The sequence below is a fragment of the Mycobacterium persicum genome, from assembly GCF_002086915.1.
Lineage (GTDB): Bacteria > Actinomycetota > Actinomycetes > Mycobacteriales > Mycobacteriaceae > Mycobacterium > Mycobacterium persicum.
The window spans coordinates 2,274,125-2,289,903 of record NZ_MWQA01000001.1 but is presented as its reverse complement, the minus strand read 5'-3'; the positions used below and the strand labels follow the sequence as shown (position 1 = coordinate 2,289,903).

General features: G+C 64.6%; 14 protein-coding genes and 1 pseudogene. 8 read left to right on the top strand and 7 right to left on the bottom strand.

Translation table 11 applies throughout. The features are described from left to right. The first annotated feature begins 157 nt into the window (after positions 1-157). Entirely contained in the window at positions 158-844 is a 687-nt protein-coding gene (locus B4U45_RS10305) for a TetR/AcrR family transcriptional regulator (RefSeq protein ID WP_012396371.1), read from the top strand. A 12-nt stretch (positions 845-856) separates the two neighbouring features. On the opposite strand, the gene B4U45_RS10300 is transcribed toward B4U45_RS10305, so the two are convergent. Continuing rightward, complete coding sequence (locus B4U45_RS10300) at positions 857-2,050, bottom strand: cytochrome P450 (RefSeq protein WP_031349045.1); 1,194 nt, start codon at positions 2,048-2,050, stop codon at positions 857-859. A gap of 66 nt (positions 2,051-2,116) precedes the next feature. Between B4U45_RS10300 and B4U45_RS10295 the strand changes: the two genes are divergently transcribed. After that, positions 2,117-2,698, top strand: coding sequence for a TetR/AcrR family transcriptional regulator (locus tag B4U45_RS10295; protein WP_012396369.1), 582 nt, complete (start codon positions 2,117-2,119; stop codon positions 2,696-2,698). A 425-nt stretch (positions 2,699-3,123) separates the two neighbouring features. On the opposite strand, the gene B4U45_RS10290 is transcribed toward B4U45_RS10295, so the two are convergent. Further along, positions 3,124-3,465 (bottom strand): hypothetical protein, encoded by a 342-nt coding sequence (locus B4U45_RS10290; RefSeq protein ID WP_012396368.1) that lies wholly within the window; start codon positions 3,463-3,465, stop codon positions 3,124-3,126. 53 nt (positions 3,466-3,518) lie between these two features. Then, on the bottom strand, positions 3,519-4,076 hold the full coding sequence (locus tag B4U45_RS10285) for a CAAX protease (protein ID WP_014941276.1): 558 nt from the start codon (positions 4,074-4,076) through the stop codon (positions 3,519-3,521). Between the two features lie 295 nt (positions 4,077-4,371). On the opposite strand from B4U45_RS10285, the gene B4U45_RS29130 reads away from it, so the two are divergent. After that, positions 4,372-4,812, top strand: coding sequence for a hypothetical protein (locus B4U45_RS29130; protein WP_012396366.1), 441 nt, complete (start codon positions 4,372-4,374; stop codon positions 4,810-4,812). Here the strand turns inward: B4U45_RS29130 and B4U45_RS10275 are convergent. The 3 genes from B4U45_RS10275 to B4U45_RS10265 all read right to left on the bottom strand — a co-directional run bounded on the left by B4U45_RS10275 (position 4,791) and on the right by B4U45_RS10265 (position 9,015). Then, on the bottom strand, positions 4,791-6,293 hold the full coding sequence (locus B4U45_RS10275; protein WP_012396365.1) for a rolling circle replication-associated protein: 1,503 nt from the start codon (positions 6,291-6,293) through the stop codon (positions 4,791-4,793). The two genes, B4U45_RS29130 and B4U45_RS10275, sit on opposite strands and share 22 nt — an antisense overlap. 319 nt (positions 6,294-6,612) lie before the next feature. Next, on the bottom strand, positions 6,613-7,341 hold the full coding sequence (locus tag B4U45_RS10270; RefSeq protein WP_075549138.1) for a hypothetical protein: 729 nt from the start codon (positions 7,339-7,341) through the stop codon (positions 6,613-6,615). A 253-nt stretch (positions 7,342-7,594) separates the two neighbouring features. Continuing rightward, positions 7,595-9,015, bottom strand: a protein-coding gene (locus B4U45_RS10265; protein ID WP_423734687.1) for an IS3 family transposase whose coding sequence is annotated in 2 segments (ribosomal slippage) — positions 7,595-8,682 and positions 8,682-9,015 — 1,422 coding nt in all. Because the reading frame shifts where the segments join, the coding sequence is not laid out codon by codon here. Positions 9,016-9,181: 166 nt separating this feature from the next. On the opposite strand from B4U45_RS10265, the gene B4U45_RS29125 reads away from it, so the two are divergent. Continuing rightward, positions 9,182-9,574, top strand: coding sequence for a HipA domain-containing protein (locus tag B4U45_RS29125; protein WP_232341708.1), 393 nt, complete (start codon positions 9,182-9,184; stop codon positions 9,572-9,574). Positions 9,575-9,637: 63 nt separating this feature from the next. On the opposite strand, the pseudogene B4U45_RS10255 reads toward B4U45_RS29125, so the two are convergent. After that, a pseudogene (locus tag B4U45_RS10255) lies at positions 9,638-10,276 on the bottom strand (amidohydrolase family protein); the annotation flags it as partial. Between the two features lie 88 nt (positions 10,277-10,364). Here B4U45_RS10255 and B4U45_RS10250 point away from each other — a divergent pair. The 4 genes from B4U45_RS10250 to B4U45_RS10235 all read left to right on the top strand — a co-directional run. Next, positions 10,365-11,609, top strand: coding sequence for a molybdopterin dinucleotide binding domain-containing protein (locus B4U45_RS10250; RefSeq protein ID WP_198929501.1), 1,245 nt, complete (start codon positions 10,365-10,367; stop codon positions 11,607-11,609). 3 nt (positions 11,610-11,612) lie between these two features. Next, entirely contained in the window at positions 11,613-11,843 is a 231-nt protein-coding gene (locus B4U45_RS10245) for a hypothetical protein (protein ID WP_075545073.1), read from the top strand. Between the two features lie 220 nt (positions 11,844-12,063). Next, a complete protein-coding gene (locus tag B4U45_RS10240) occupies positions 12,064-13,452 on the top strand; it encodes a class-II fumarase/aspartase family protein (protein ID WP_075545075.1) in 1,389 nt (462 codons plus the stop codon). Positions 13,453-14,283: 831 nt separating this feature from the next. After that, positions 14,284-15,779 (top strand): PE family protein (locus tag B4U45_RS10235; RefSeq protein WP_219859392.1); only part of this gene is annotated, 1,496 nt, incomplete at its 3' end.

The window sequence follows — 15,779 nt, the reverse complement described above, 5'->3', positions numbered from 1 at the left end:
TGCTCCCTCCTTCCCCGCACAGACCCCTACAAGAAAGGGTACTAGTAGTAGCGCTACGCTACTATAGGTAGCATTAGTTGCCTAGAGTCCAGATCAATCGACCGATGCAGGGGCGATTCGGTGCGGGCTGGGTACGCGTGAGGTTTACGGTGACTACGTGGAGCGTGACACCCTGGAATTCCCGGTCGACGACGATGACGACGTTGACCCGCGCCGGCTGCGCTCACGAACCCGGCTCTTGGATGCGGCCACCAAACTCCTGAGCGCCGGCGGCATCGAAGCCGTCACCATCGATGCCGTCACCAAGGCCTCCAAAGTCGCGCGGACGACCCTGTACCGCCACTTCAGCAGCTCCACCCAACTGCTGGCCGCCACATTTGAGCGGCTCCTGCCGCAAGTCCACCCGCCACCGGCGACGGGATCTATGCGCGACCAACTCATCGAACTGTTGAGCCGACAGGCCACGCTGTTCCAGGAAGCCCCGCTGCATGTCACCACCCTGGCTTGGGTCGCGCTTGGCCCAACACCCGACGGCACCCAGGAAACCCAGGACCGACACGCGCTGCGCGCGCGGATCATCGACCAATATCGACAACCGTTCGTTGCCCTGTTGCAAAGCCCCGAAGCTCGCGCCGACCTGGATGACTTCGACATGGAGCTGATCCTGTGTCAACTCATCGGGCCTGTGGCGTTCGCCCGCCTCACCGGGCTGCGTGCCATCGATCGTCAAGACTGCGAGCGCATCGTCGATGACTTCCTCGTCGCGCACCGCCGCCAGGCAGATAAACCCGCACAGCGGGCCGTCAGCCGTAAACCAGTTTCGCGCCGCAGCGGCTCCGACTAGCCTGCAGCGCGGCTAATTCGCCGACCACGAGATCGGCAACGACAGATAACCTCGGATGGGGCCCGACCGCAGGCGTTGCGCGCGCTCTAGGTCGACCTCCCAGTTGGGCACCCGGGCCAGCAGGGCACGCAACGCAATCCGGGCCTCCATCCGCGCTAACGACGCGCCGAGGCAGAAGTGAATGCCCCTGCCGAATGCCACTTGGTGTTCGGGTTTGCGCCCGATATCAAATACGTCGGGATCGGCGAACACGCGTTCGTCACGATTAGCCGAGCCGAACAACAACAGCACCGATTCACCGGCGGACATCCTGACGCCATGCACTGTGACGTCGCGGGTCAACGTTCGCGAAAGTCCTTGCGCCGGTGAGTCATACCGCAGCAACTCCTCAACGGCTGCCCCGAGCAAGCTCTCATCGCCAGCCAGCTGGCGGCGGGTGTCGCGATAGTCGGCCAGTACCACCGCGGCGTTGGCCAGCAGATTCGACGTCGTCTCATGACCCGCGATCAGCAGCAGCAGGCAAAAGCCAAGCAGTTCGTCGTCACTGAGGTGCTTTCCGTCGATCTCGGCACACACCAACGCTGACATCAAGTCGTCGCGCGGTTGGCGGCGGCGGTCGGCGAGGAAATCGGTGAAGTACCCATAGATCGCGGCCGCGGCTGCCAAAGCCTCGCCGGTCTCGCCGTGGGTGGGATTGGATTGCACCAGCGCGTTCGACCATTGCCGAAATTGTGTGCGGTCCTCGCGCGGCACACCGAGCAAATCAGCGATCACCATCGCTGGTAGTACAGCTGCGAAGTCGGCGACGAAATCGGCCGAACCTGCTTCCTGTATTAGGCCGCCCGTCAAGTGATCAGCGAGGTCCTCGATCGCGGACGTCAGCGCCGCGATTCGGCGTGGTGTGAAGGCTTTGCTCACCAATGCCCGCAGCTGATCGTGTCGCGGGGGATCCATCAAAATCATCATCGGCAGCAGCGATTCGCGAAAAGTCGAGCCCGGCGGAGTCGGAAATACTCCGTCGACCGACGAGTAGCTGTGATGGTCCAGCAGCGCGCTGATGACATCTGCGTGGCGACTCAGTACCCACGTGTTGGTATCGGTGGCGTGGTAGACGGGTGCGTCGTCGCGTAGCTGCCGGTAGACGGGGTAGGGGTCATCCTGAATTTCCGGGTCAAAGGGGTCGTAGCGAAGTTGTACGGTCGACATGAGCGTCTCCTGCCACATTGCAGAACACCGGTTTAGACTGAGAGTTTAAACCGAGGGGAGGACTTTATGCGTAAGATTCCCGCTCAGATTTCCGAACGGTTGCCGGCTGCGGCCGAACTCTTTGCCGAGCGCGGACTCAACGACACAAAGATCGAAGACGTGGCCGCGACCACGGGCATCGCCAAGGCCACGCTCTACTACTACTTCGCCGGTAAAGAAGAAATACTCGCCTTCCTGCTCGAAGACGTCCTACAACACGTCGCGGACGAGGTCACCGCGATCGTCGAGGCAGACGGCACCGCCGCCCAACGCCTGCACACCGTCATCAATGCTCAACTGCGCGTGATGGCCCAGCGGCCCGCGGTCTGTCGCGCCCTCATCGGGGAACTGGGCCGCGCCGCCCGCATGCCCGCCATCGCGGACATGATCACCACTGCCTACTTCGAACCCGTCGAGACCTTGCTTCGGGCGGGTGCCGCCGACGGCTCACTCGTGGCACTCGACAAACCCAGAGCTGCCGCCATCGCCCTATTCGGTGCGGTCACGATCAGCGCACTGACCTACCTCATCACCGACGATGCGCTCAACGAAGAGCTAATCGCGCGAACAATCCACGACGTCGCGTTTATCGGCTTACGGCCACGCTAGCTGCCCCTGGGGGACCAATCTGGGACCGGCAAGCCCGGCACGACATCTCGCAGGAATACCGCGGGTTCGGAATACGTCCACCCGACCAACACGAGCAACGGCGGCAGGATTTCACAGCGCACTGGCTGCTGTGTAGCGGACGAGGGACTGTGTGGCTATGGCTGACCTGCGCCTGCTGTCCCTCATGAAGGACGGGATACGCACGTCATTGGCAATCTACGCCGGTCAGATATGCCCTACCCGAGACTGCCTAGCGGACGCAGGGCGATTCGGCAATTACAACCGCCAATGTGCCTGCAGCAGAACACACTTCACACGTTCAATGATGCCACACTAAGAGTGGCTGAGCAGAGCCAGCGCAACACCCAATGCCTAGCGCTACTAACTCGTTTTCCCATCTTTGTGGCGGATCCGCCATTTCTACGTCACGAAGTTTGGAAATCCGCCACGTAAAACTGGAACCTACAGTGGTCGTGGCGCCAGCGGGTGAGCTGGTCGTGGAATGCTACCGCCTTCTCTCCTCCAGATACTCTCAGCAACTCGTCATGGGCAAGCTTGCGCTTCTTGTCGCTGAACGCCATGCGCCCATAGGTGATGACCGCAGACTCCCACAGAGCGCGCCGTGTGAAGGCGTTGGCGGCGGTCTCCGGTAGGTTTTGACGTTCATGCAGGACCATATCGGCGCGGAGAAGGTCCAGCCACAGAGATCCCCACTTTCGGAGTCGATTCGCTTCGCTGGTGGGCAGCTCCACCTGAACGTCCGTCATGCCACGATCACACCATCACAGGGCCGACTTCTGGCCTTCGCCGCGACAGTTGGCTATGGCCGGTTCCGAATGATGGTTTCGACGGTGCTCGTTGCATCGATGTGTTGGGCAAGCTCCGCCGATATGTATCGGGCGTGACCGCGGATTCGGCGGATTATCTCGCGCCCCGAACGAGCGGTCGCCGGCTCATGATGAGCAACCCGATTGCGGGCCTTCAAAAGGTCACTCAAACCATTGTGCAGTTGCACGCGGTGGGTTCCGCTGGGGTAAGCGTGTGCTAGATGCGGCAGCCAGACGAGAGGTTCGTGCCGACGTGACGTTAGGAAGACCCAGAAACCGAACGTTAGCTCGGCAATCACCTTGCCGGCCGGCGCCGCGTTCCCGCCAGCATTGTCACGCGCAGTGGCGATGTCGCGATGCGTTCGTGCGTTCCCGGCCACACTTCGGGGGAACAGGTGATCGGCCGAAGTGCTGTCGAGCCAGTGGATGTCGCCACCTGCGACCGCCCCCTTTAGAGCGGTGTCATACATGTTTCGGAGTCCGACCTCCAGGTGGGCGAAGTCGTGCAGCAGGGCAGCGTTCAGGCTGGTGCTCCATTCGTACAACGCCAAGGCACGAGACCTGTCGTGGCCCGCCATTCTCAAGTAGGTTGCGAACCGGTCGGAACTAAACCAGCTCTCGACCCAAGGCCCGTACGGCACCGCCATGCAGGCAGTCAACCACGGCGTTGCTGGTCGACACGGCGGCCGTGTAGAATCCTCTACATAAAGGCCAGAGTTGCATCCCCAGGGATGTTCTGGTTGAGAATTCAGAAGAGCCCGGTATTCGACCCTCGCGGTCGACCCGGGTTCTTTGCTATTTGGTCGAGGGGCCCCCGCGTTCGTCATCGTCCATACGGTGGCCAGCATGACGGCCACCCTGGCGGTCGTTCATGCCTACACTTTGGGGATGGTTCGAGAACTCTGGCCCACGCCGCCCGGCCAGCCCACTGAACCCGGTGTCCCTGACTTCGCGCGTTGGGGCGACTCGGCACCCTTCGTCGCACAGGCCGAATATCTGCATGCGCAAATGTGCACGTTGTCGCTCGACATTGATGCCTTCGGAGCCGATGTGGGCGATCCCGCGGTGGTCAACTGGGTTGTCAATCGGCTGGCTGGCACAGGTTTGACGATCGCCGACATCGTCCGTTCTTTGTCTACGAGGCTGAACTGGGCGATTATCAACCCCAATCACGCTCTCGAAGTGATGGAGGCGTTCGACAGAGCTCGTCATGCCTTCACCGAAGCCTGCGGCGCGGCTCAAGCCGCCACCGAGGCGTTGCGCAATCACACGCAATTGCCGGGGTGAGGTGCCGCAAGCGTGTTAACCGCCGTGCCAAGTAACGCTGTCGCGAGTCGGGATGCGAACGCCGGCCCGTCATTCACTAGCGCGTATCCGCCGGCGACGCCGCCTTGGTTGCAGAAGGCTCGTCGTCGTCGCACCCTCCGATGAGTCACGGCACCGGTGTTCCGACCAACACGTGGGACCAGCCGAGTGGCCGTGCGCGGCACGACGGCGGTGGGGAAGCTGCTGGCAGGATTGCTGTAGATCGCTTGGCTACGTGACCACCGCCGCACGATTCGGCGCGCTGCCAGGTACGCGTCCTGGGCGATCTCGACGACCGCGATGGCCTTTTTGAGTCCGTAGACGCCCCAGAACCTTCCGGGACCACGTCCGGGCTGCTGCCACAACTCAGGCACGACATGCTGGTATTCCTTGTCGCCCAACGTATTCGGCGAAGAATGTTTGGTGAAGTAAATGGCCAGGCGCTTGGGATCGCACGCACGCAATCCGTTGAGGATGTCGATCCCCGTGCCGGCGAGCAAGTGACGCGCGCGTTGTTCCGGATCTGGATGGCCGACAATGTTTGCCCATTCCTGCGACAGCCAGTCTCGGAACGTGCGACCTGATCGCCCCACAGCGGGCGGCGGAGTCATCCACAAGTGAATGTGTGGTGCGCCGCGGCGTTGAAATTCGAGCTTCCAGATATAGCGGGCCGGTTCACCCCATTCGCGTTGAAACCGCTTGCGCCACAAGGCCATATGTCGTTTCACACTGGCGCCGTCTGGCGCAACGGATTGCCATTCGCCTGGGTAGGTCAGGGTCACCATCGCTGGCACACGGCCGCATTCCACCAGCGGTGTGTAGTCGAGCTCGGCGAAGGTGCGGCACATCGCGGCACGAGATTTGCGAGACCATTCCGTGATCGCTCGCCCAGGCGGGTTGGACATGTTACGGCCCGTCTTTATGCGGTCCTCCTCGGCGGCCACATCCAGCCGGTGACGGTCGACTGACCGCTCCGATGCCTTCTCCGCACGCACAGGACTGGTCCAGCCGAGGCGGACTACACCGGGGCCGATCGTGATCCGGAACCGGCCGGACTCCGGTTCCACCCCGAGACGGTCTTGCCCGTCTGCCCATGGCTGTGCCGGCTCAAACAGCGCTGCCGCCGAGGCCACCAAGTCGGAGCTCGGGAACCGCAGCCCCAGCGCATCTGCGGCCGACAGTTCCGCATCGGCGCCGCCCTCGATGCTGTCGCGGACACTTTTGGCACATATAACAAGCCCGTTGGTCCCAGCCGGAACACCGTCTACGTCGCTCCCACCGTCCGACCGACCGCTACCGCTCTCGCGCCCTCCGGCCGTGCCGGCCTCGGGCCCTCGCGGTCTACCGGCGTCCGCGACTCCGTCCGTGTTCCGGCTGGCCGTTCGGGTCGTGCCCGGGCGAAGAGTGGGTCGCTCCGCAATCGCGCTCGTTGAATGCGCGCTCGACCTCGTGATGCTGGGCATCGGGTGCCTGCTCCCCGGGAGCCCGCGGCGCGCGTCCCTGGGTGACGGGCGATGATGGGTTCCCTGACGGGAGTGCTGTCACCGTGTCCGGTTCTTGTCCGATCGTCGGACGAGCACCCTGCGTCAGACGCGCTCAGCGCGCCGTATTTGACGTATGGGTGTCGTTAAGCCGCAGGCCAGCGGCCGTTCCGCCCACCTGAAAAGCGGAAGGTCGGCGGTTCGATCCCGCCCCTGGCCACCATGTATCTGCCCAGTTCAGGGTATTAATTTGCTCGTCTTGCTCGCAGAACTCTGTCCGTTCGGAGCGCTGCACGCATACCTACTGGATTGGCGACCATGTGGCGGTCCACTCAGATACCGGTTCGCGGTTCGGGTCCTCCCCTGAATTGGGCGGTGGCTGGGAGGTTAGACAACTGTTGGTGAAGGTCCGTTGGTAGGGGCCCCAACGCGCCGAAAGGGTTCCGTCCGGACGGAAGATGTAGGAGATCGGCCCGGACATCTCGGCGGTGCCGGTGCATTCGGGACTTTGTGGATCTGGATTCGTCGCGTACGACCTGGCGTATCCGGTCACCGTCATCCCGGACAGCTTCCCCGTCATCGTGCCTGTGTACGACGCTGTCGGCTTAAGGTTCTTCAAAGTTTCGTTGCAAGTTACCGAATTCGCGCTGACACGGCAGTCGGAAACCAGGTCACCGTACTGAATCTCGAAATGCTGGGGCAAGGTCGCCTCGCCGCCACCCGCGGAGGAGGTTGAGGTCGACACCGGAGCAGTGGGGCGTGGCTCGGCCGGCGTCGGTTGTACGGATTGGTGGCTGCCAGTCGCGCAGCCCGCAATTTGCCATGCGGTCGCCCCCGCCGCCGCGGCCAAGAGAAGTTTGGGCCTCAGTCGCGTCACCATCTGCGCCTTGCCGTCGTTGATGGCGTGGCCGGTCTCGGCCACCGGCGGCTTGCCAAGGGGCTGTTTGTTCGGACTGCAGCCGCTGACAAGACGCAGTGCGGTGACTTCAGGCAATGGGTCGGTGGCCACGCGAATGGGTGTCGTCTGCATTGGTTCTCGCCTCCATGTTCGGAGTGGCTGGACGTTCGACGGAGGTGCGCCTACTCGTTGGGTGACCATTCGACCGGTCCTTCGAAGCCTTCCACCGTTTCGGTGAACGTGCCTGAGCACGTGCCGCTGAGAGTCTGCTCGTTGTGCCCCTGCCCCATCCTCAGGTAGCTAGTGCGATCAGATTTGAATTGGTAGGTAACAGGCCAGAAGTAGCGGAATTTGTCAACCTGAATGAGGCACCGTCGAGCGGTATTTACTGAGTGGCCTCCTCGGTGTCGTCGGGCTTGTTAATCCACGAGCCGCTGGGCAGTTTCGGTGGCTCGGGCGGCTTGCTGACGAACCGTTCCGGGTGTGCGTCGTAAGCGGCGTTTAGCACGCCGGCGCGCTTGGCGCGGATGATGACAGCGGTGCCGTAGTGCACGTCGGCGGGAAGGTGTAAGCCCAGCCCGGTATGGCGATGTTCGTCGTTGTACCAGCCGAAGAAGACCTGGCAGTGCCTGCGGGCGGCCTCGATCGAGTCGAACCGGTCTGGAAAGTCGGGCCGGTACTTCAGCGTCTTGAACTGCGCTTCGCTGAACGGGTTGTCATCAGAGACATGCGGACGCGAATGCGACTGTGTGACACCAAGGTCGGCGAGCAGCAACGCTACCGGCTTGGAGGTCATCGACGAGCCCCTGTCGGCGTGGATGGTCAACTGGTCACGGCCGATGCCCTGCTTGGTGCATGTCTGGCGGATCAAAACCTCTGCAAGCGCGGCACTTTCGCGGCTGGCGACCATCCATCCGACCACGTAGCGCGAGAAGATGTCCAAGATCACGTACAGGTAGTACCAGCTCCATTTGGCCGGGCCACGCAGTTTGGTGATATCCCAGCTCCACACCTGGTTGGGCGCCAAGGCGACCAGCTCGGGTTTGACCGTCGCCGGGTGGGTGGCCTGGCGGCGGCGCTCCCGGCTCTCACCGGCTTGGCGTAGCAGCCGGTAGAAGGTCGATATCGAGCCGAGGTAGCGGCCTTCATCGAGCAAGGTGGCCCACACCTCGGTCGGCGAGATGTCCACGAACCGCTCGCTGTGCAACTCATCGAGGATCGCGGCCCGCTCGGCGGCCGACAACGCCCGCGGCTGCGGCCGATCTTTGTGCGGGACCGGCCGCGGCCGCTGCGCAGGCGGGCTTTGCCGGTGCCGGCGGTAGTAGCTGGCCTGGGCCACACCCACGGCATCGCAGGCGCCCCGCACGCCGATCTCCGGCGCCAGCTCGGCGATCATGGCGTCGCTCACTTCCTCGACCCGTTCTCGGGCTCCGCGCTCTCGGAGAGCGTCTCCAAGAGCGCGTGCAGTTTTGCCTGGACATCCACCACGAAGCGGGCCTTGGCCAGCTCCTGCTCCAGTTGGCGTTTCTCGGCCTCCAGCTGGGCGATCCGCTCACCTTGTGGGTCGCGCCGCTTGCGTCCACGCGGGGCAGCCAACCCCGCCAACGCGCACGCGTCGCGGGCCCGCCGCCACTCAACGATGTGGCTGGAATACAGGCCCTCACGGCGCAGCAACGCGCCCTTCTCACCCTCGGCCGCAGCCTCATAGGCCGCCAAGATCTCCAACTTGTACTTGGCGGTGAACGTCCGCCGTTTCGCCCGCTCGGGCACCTGCGGATCGGGCCGCTGGGTACTATCGCCATCCACCCGACCAGGATCATCGATCCCTACCGGGGGGGCCAATACGGTCACCTTGCTCGTCATCTCGGGGAAACTCTCCATCCCCGCCCTCGGGTCACTAATTATCAGGGGGCGAGTGCCTCACCCAAGGTTGGCAGAGAGGGCGAGGACGCCAGATCCGGACGGATTCCGGTTGGCGTTGCTACAGGCTGTCACGTTCAACGTTGTGATTGGCAACGCTGATGCGCACTCGAAGAACTATTCAGTGATGATCGATCGCGATGGAAGTGTGTCGCTGGCCCCGATCTACGACGCCGCCCCGGTTATGTACCTGGATCCCGCATTCAAGGGCACAGGTCACGTGATCAACGGCAAGACAGGTATTGACACCATTGATGTCGAGGATCTAATCGCTGAGGTGACATCGTGGGGCATGGGGGAGCGGCGTGCGGCTGCGGCGGTGCGGTCATGCATGGAACGGGTGTACAGCTCGGTCGGGCGCGTCGCGCTTGCTTCCGAGACAGAGCAGGTGCGGTCAAACCTTGAGCGCCTTTGGATTAGACGCTCGTGGCCGACAGCGTCTTGAGCTGGTCCACTGCGTCAGCGTGTTCGGAAACTGGCAAGCCGTGGCCGCGCCGGATTGCAGCCCTCAGCTCTGCACCAGCTCGGGCAACGGCTCGGCACCCGTGAGCCAGTGGCGTCCGGCCTGCCGGGCCGCCTCCCACTTGGGGGCGCTCACCGCGTCGTCCTGTCCCAGGTCCTCGGGCGTCGGGCCGATGCGCTCGGCCAGGGCGGCCAGCGCGCCCAGGTCGAAGTTGTACACCTCCGCTGCCGCCAGGCCCAGGATCTGCCGGGTCTCCGCCACCGGAATGTCCCAGAACGAGCGTTTCAGCCAGTCGCGGGTGTGCGGCCAGGTCCCTTCCGGATGGGGAAAATCGTTGCCCCACAGAATATTTGACACGCCGATCTCGTGGCGCCGGGCCAATTCGCGCCGCTCGGTGGTGGTTGCCCCGATAAAGCAGTTGCGGTCGAAGTACGCCGAGGGCGGCATCGTCAGATCGCCCTCCATCCGTCGGCTCATCTTCTTGGCCGAGTGCTCACGCAGGTACCGCGTGTCCATCAGCCAGAGCAGGTCGCTGGCCCAAAACGCGCCGCATTCGGTGGCTCCCCAGCGCAGCCGGGGGAAGCGCTCGAAAACCCCGGACCACAAGGCGAACCACAGCGGCCGGACCCCCCACCAGCGCACCTCGGTGACATAGATGCCCAGGTGCTCGCCGTAGTCCTCCTCCTGGACTCCCATCACCGACCAGCAGCTCTGCTCGACGTCGGCGATCCGTCTGCAAAGCATCCTGCGGGCCATCACCGGCAATATCGACGTGCCCGGCGGGGAGACATTTTCCGGGTTCAACCCCGACTACATATCCGACTCGCAGATGGCGATGCATGAGCTGCTCACCCAGGAACAGCGGGACAAGCAGCTGGGCTCAGACCTACATCCCGTCTACACCTACCGGGCGCAGGACATACTCGGCGACTACAGCGAAAAGGTGTGGGGCTATCGGCACGTCGACCTGGTGATGGGCTGCTACATGGCCAACCCATCGGCGGTCTTTCGCGCCATGGCGACCGAAAAGCCTTATCCGGTCAAGGCGTTCGTCGCGCTGGGCAACAACGCACTGCTGAGCTACCCGAACCAGCACCAGATCTATCAGGGCCTGATGAACCAGGATCTGATTGTCGCCCATGAGATCTTCCAGACCCCGACGTCGATGCTGGCCGACTACGTACTGCCCGGCGACGTCTTCAGCGAACGCAACAACATCCATGACTTTTGGAACTGGGTCGCCCGCCTCACCGTGTCGGAGAAGGTGGTCGAGCCGCCGGAACAGGCGTCCAGCACCTACCAGTTCTGGCGCGACCTGGCGATCCGTATGGGATTCGCCGAGTACTTCCCATGGGAGACCGTCGAAGACGTACTCGACTACCGACTTTCACCGTCGGGAATGACGTTCAAGCAGTTTGCCGATGAGCATTACATGAAGGCCGACGTCCCGGTCTTCAAGAAGTACGAGAAGACAGGGTTCGCCACCCCCTCGGGCAAGGTGGAGCTGCGGTCAAGTGTCCTCGGCGAGTTGGGTTTTGACCCACTGCCGTATTACCGCGAGGCCCCGATGCCGGACGCCGACTACCCGTACCTGGTGTTCACCGGCGTCCGCGAGGACCCGTTCTTTCAGACCGGGCAGCGCAACATCGACGTGCTGCGCAACCGCGCCCGCTCGCCGAAGCTGTTCCTGCACCCCGTCGACGCGGCTCGGGAGGGCATCGTGGACGACGACTGGGCGCGGCTGGAAACCGCGCACGGCGCCGTCGTGGCGCAGGTGCTGGTCCAGGAATCGATGAAAGAGGGCCACATCCGCGTCCCGCACGGGTGGTGGTATCCCGAACTGCGCGGAAAAGAGCACTTGGCCGGCGCTTTCATCAGCAGCGACGCCGTCCTGTGCGGAGACGATCCTGAGATGCTCGACCACGAGCAGGGCATCCCACACTTCAAGGGATTCCCCGGCCGAATCGTCAAAATCGCTGAGCCACCAGCCTTTTCGACCGCGGCCAGGGAAGGTTAGTCGATGGCACGCAAGACGGGTCGCTCAACGATCGTGAACAGGATCCTGGCGATCACTCCGCCGCGGGGCAAGATCGCCGAAGTGCGTGCACGGCTGCTGACGAGAATCGTGAATCGCACACTGAAGTCCAACCCGTCGTTCACGGACCGCCTAGCCCAACAGCTCATCGTCCGAGTTTCGGGGCGTCCGGAACACGATCCTGAGCTGGACCACGACGCATATCTGGACAAGTAGGGGTAGTCGCCTGGACGCGTTCACATTTCCGCGCCCATGTGGACGACGCGATCGATTTCACTTGGTGGTATGACGACTCACTCCCACGCCATGCCATTGCGCTCGCGAACTCGTGGGGGCCCACAAGGTCAGCGACTTTTCATTTGCGGGGCGCGCATTCCTGTCCCGGTGTAACGTGGGGCCGCCCGCGACCCCCATACTTCGGCGCACAGGAGTGACCATGATTCCATCGACGGCGCTGTCTGCGCTGGACAGCGCAGTGCTCGGCGGCTTGCACACCACCGACGAACTGCGAGCGATCCTCGGCGAGCGAGGGTTGCTGGCGCGGTTCCTGCAGGTCGAGGCGGAGCTGGCGGCGGCACAAGCCGACCTGGACATGGTCCCGGCCGAGGTCGCACCGGCGCTGCGCGCCGTAACGCCTGAGGACCTCGACATCGCGCGCCTCGCCGACCGCACGGAGGCGGCCGGGTATCCGATCGTCGGCCTCGTCGAACAACTTGCCGCGATAGTGCCCGACGGTCTCGGCCAGTACGCCCACTGGGGGGCCACCACCCAAGACATCATGGACACCGCTGCGGTGCTGCAGATCGTCGCGGCACTTGACGTCATCGAGCGGGATCTCCTGCAAACGTTGGCTGCGCTGACGACGCTGGAAACCCGGCATGGCAGCGAGCTGATGGTCGGTCGCAGCCAACTGCAGCACGCCTTGCCGATCACCTTCGGGTACCGCGTGGCGTGCTGGACCGCCCCGCTGCTGCGCCATCTGGACCGGCTCGCCGAGCTGCGGCCCCGGGTCGCGGTGGTTCAGCTCGGCGGTGCCGTCGGCAGTCTCGCCTCCATGGCGCCGCACGGTCTGGACATTCGCCGCGAGCTGGCTCGGCGTCTCGGCTTGGCCGCACCGTCAATCAGCTGGCACGCCACCCGTGATCGCTTCGTCGAGGTCGTCACCTGGGCCGCGCAGGTGGCGGCCTCGCTGGGCAAGATCGGGCTCGACATCGTCGTGGGTTCCCAGACCGAGCTTGCCGAGCTGAGCGAGCCCAGCGCACCGGGTCGCGGCGTCAGCAGCACCATGCCGCAGAAACGCAATCCCATCGGCTCACAACAGCTCATCCGAGCCGCGCGGCTGACCCGCTCCTACCTGGACCTTGCACTCGACGGCGCCGTGGCCGACTGTGAACGGGCCACGGCGGTGTGGTCGCTCGAGTGGCACACGGTGGCCCCGGCGCTGGCCGTCTGCGGCGGCGCCGTTCGCATCGCGGCCGACGTGCTCGCCGGGCTGCACGTGGACTCCGCGGCAATGGCGGCCAATCTTGAGCGGACCCACGGGATGATCATGGCCGAATCGGTGATGATGCGGTTGGCGCCGGTCCTCGGCCGCCAGGCCGCCCACGACCAGTTGGAAACGCTGGTCACCGCCTCCATCGAGAGTGGCGAGTCGTTCGCCACCCTGGTTGCGCGCCGCGATCCGAAGCTGGCTGACGCCGTAACGCCGGCCTCTTATCTCGGGCACGTCGACGAACAAACCGTCGCCGTCATGTCCGAGGCGACCGCGCGAGTAGCCGGACAGACATCAAGCAACGCACCTCGACATGACCTCGTTCGCCGCTGAGGAACCTGTTGGCGGCGAGCGGCCGGATGGTCGAAGTACCTGACTAGGTTTTGGGTCAGTCAGCGACCCCGGCGGTGATCCGGGCATCGGGTGCCGGTGCGGACGGGCTTGCGTATGCCGTGCTGTTTTCGGCAGTGCCCGGTCGGTCAGCACGCGCAGCAGGAGGCGGCCGCCGACCCCCAGCGCCCCCACAACGCTGAGCGACGGCGCGAACACGGTCAGCGGTAGCCAATCGGTGTCGACGATCACCTAGTCGTGCTGTCGACGTTCCTGCGCGGGGATGAGGTCATCGCGAAAGTAGTCCCTAATCAAGGGAACTGAGCGGGCTATTTCAAAAGCTTACGGTCCAAACGTAATTCGGCGCTTCACGGCGCATACGCTCCAGCTCGGCGTTCGTCGGCATCGAGCACGGCACTAGTGTCGCGAGCCGAGGCCGCTTGGCGTCGAAGGCGCAGCCATCGCCCAGCGGTTGATCACTGACACCGACCTCAGCGGCCACGTGAGCCACCGGCCACCAGGCGGGCAGCCCGCTTGGGAAACTCCGGGGTGTACTTGCGACGGTTACTCGACATACGGACATCCTTTCCGCGGGACCAGCGGTCCCACCAGTCCGGTGTTCACTATCGGGGGTCGACTCCACCGAACGGTCACGCGATCGAACGAACTCTTACACCACGTGCTTGGCCACCAGTGCATTTCACAATTCGCGAACGATTGCCGAAAGGCCGCGTGGGCATCATTGATCACGCAAACTCTGTGCTTGCCGTAAACGGTCAGGGTCGTGGGCTCATGGCGCGCCTCGGATTCCCGCCTTACTACTGAGGTCTTCATATGACGCTTCTGATCGCAACACCGGAACTCCTGGCAGCAGCAGGTGAGGAGCTAGCCGCCATCGGCTCAGCGATCGACGCCGCCAATGCCGGCGCAACGGCGGCAACAACGCGCATAGCCGCGGCGGGTAGCGACGAGGTCTCGAGGGCTGTTGCGGCGGTCTTCGCCGCGCATGCCCAGTCATATCAAGCGGTTAGCGTCCGCGCGGCGGCCTTTCACGACCGATTCGTTGCCAGCCTCTTTGCCAGCGCAGAGTCATATGTGGCCACCGAAGCCGCTAGCGCAATGCAGAATTTGCTCAATGTGGTCAACGCACCCACCCAAGCGTTGTTGGGGCGCCCTCTTGTAGGAGACGGCGTGAACGGTGCCTCGGGCACCGGGCAAGACGGCGGGCCCGGAGGAATCTTGATCGGCAACGGAGGGTCCGGCGGGTCCGGAGCCCCAGGCAAACCCGGAGGCAACGGCGGGTCTGCCGGGCTGATCGGTCACGGCGGCAACGGCGGCGTCGGTGGGAACTCATCGACGGGCGGGGGTGGTGCCGGCGGCAATGGCGGCAACGGCGGGCTGCTTTACGGGAACGGCGGATCAGGCGGTATCGGCGGGGCAGGTGGCATTGGCGCCTTCGCCGGCGGGCCCGGCGGAATTGGCGGTAACGCTGGGTTGTTCGGCAATGGCGGGGCTGGCGGGCCCGGCGGCATTGGAGGTACCGGATCGGCCGGGCTCGATCCGCCGGTTGACCCTCCACCGAAACCCCCAGACGGCATCACCGATCCTGTCTTCGGCACCGGATTCGACGGGAGCGCCGGCTTGAACGGCACCGCGGCGGGACAGGCCGGCGGGGAAGGCGGCACGGGCGGCGACGGCGGAACGATACTTAACGGAGCGAGAAGTCAAGGTCGACTGGGTGGCGACGGCGGGCCCGGCGGCACCGGTCATGACGGTGGTGTCCCAGGCGGCCCTGGCGGCGCCGGCGGCGCCGGCGGCACCGGCGGTCATGGCGGGCTACTCATCGGCAGCGGCGGCAGCGGCGGCAGCGGCGGCACAGGAGGCAGCGGTGGCACCGGCGCTTCTGGCGGCGCCGGCGGCAGCGGCGGCATCGGTGGCAACGGCGGCCCAGGTGAAAACACGGGTTTCGGCGGTGATGGCGGCGACGGAGGTACAGCTGGTATGGGCGCCCCCGGCGGAGCGGGCGGTGCAGGCGGTGCTGGCGGCGCCGGCGGCCATGCGGGGCTCATCGGCAACGGCGGCAGTGGGGGCATCGCCGGTGGCGGCGGTGCCGGCGGCGCCGGTGGTGCGGGCGGCACTGGCGGTGGCGGAAGTATCGGTGGCCGCAGCCCCCATGCCGAATTTTTTGGTGGTGGCGGCGGGGACGGTGGGCGGGGTGGCACAGGTGGTGCGGGCGGGGTCGGCGGCAGCGCCGGCGCCGGCGGCGACGGCGGCAGCGGAGGAAAGGGCGGCCTGCTCCTCGGAAATGGCGGCCACGGGGGTAGCGGCGG